1 pseudogene is annotated in these 999 nt (G+C 50.3%); it reads right to left on the bottom strand.

The window, feature by feature from the left end:
* Nucleotides 1–89 precede the first annotated feature (89 nt).
* Nucleotides 90–999: pseudogene (locus B5G33_RS20875) on the bottom strand (helicase); the annotation flags it as partial.

Raw genomic sequence — 999 nt, 5'->3', positions numbered from 1 at the left:
AACACCGTCATTGCTTCTGATGCAGGTGGCACTAGGCTACCGCTAACGGAATAGCGGGTTTAATCAATATTTCGTTGTTAAACAATTATCTATGCGACTTCAAGTCGCACCCACGGGCAGTCCAGATGATGGAGAGCGATCAGCCTGTCCTGGATATTGGTTCCCGCCCCCAGCTTTGGCGTTGAACCAAGCAGGATACGCACTTTCCCGGAACGCACCTTTGCGAACAGTTCCGCTTTCCTTGTCTCTGTCCCTGCTTCATGGATAAAAGCGATTTCCTCCCTGGGAATGCCTTTTGCCACCAGCTTTTCCCTCACATCATCATATACATTAAAAGAACCGTCATTTTTCGGCGTGGAAAGGTCACAGAAGATAAGCTGTGTGGAACGGTTCTGTGCTGTCTCCTGCCAGATATCAAAGGCATTTTTTACACAACGGTTTACCTTACTATCCGGGTAATCCGGGAGCATATCGTTGATAAGCCTCTGATCCAGGGCGCACTTACGTCCATCATTGGTAATCTTAAGCATATTATCTTCACGAGGCTCCACAGCGCCGGCCCGCACCAATTCCGCCCGGTCAGCAAAGGTACTGACCAGATCTTCCTGCTCCGGGCTGGGCTTCAATACCTCGTTGATGTACTCTGCTTCCGGCACAGGGAGGTGCAGCATATCCGCTGTCTGAATATCAGCAGATTCTTTAAACAGGGAAATTAACTCCGGAAGATTAAAAAAACGGGCAAACCGTGTTTTTGCACGGTAGCCCGTTCCTTCCGGCGATAACTCTATCGCCGTCACTGTCTCCCCAAAAGCGGCGGCCCAGGAGTCAAAATGTCCCAGACCCATCTTCTGGATAGTATCATACTGCAGGTAACGCATGATCGTATAAAGCTCATAAGGTAGGAAACGCCACGCCATACTTCCTTTCGTCCGTGGTCTTGGCGTAACCCCCTCCAGAACCGTGCTTACACCTCTCGATGTACACGGCTCGCCATCTTTC

This window comes from Blautia sp. An81, assembly GCF_002161285.1.
GTDB lineage: Bacteria > Bacillota > Clostridia > Lachnospirales > Lachnospiraceae > Blautia > Blautia ornithocaccae.
This window is presented reverse-complemented; position numbering and strand designations above follow the sequence as displayed.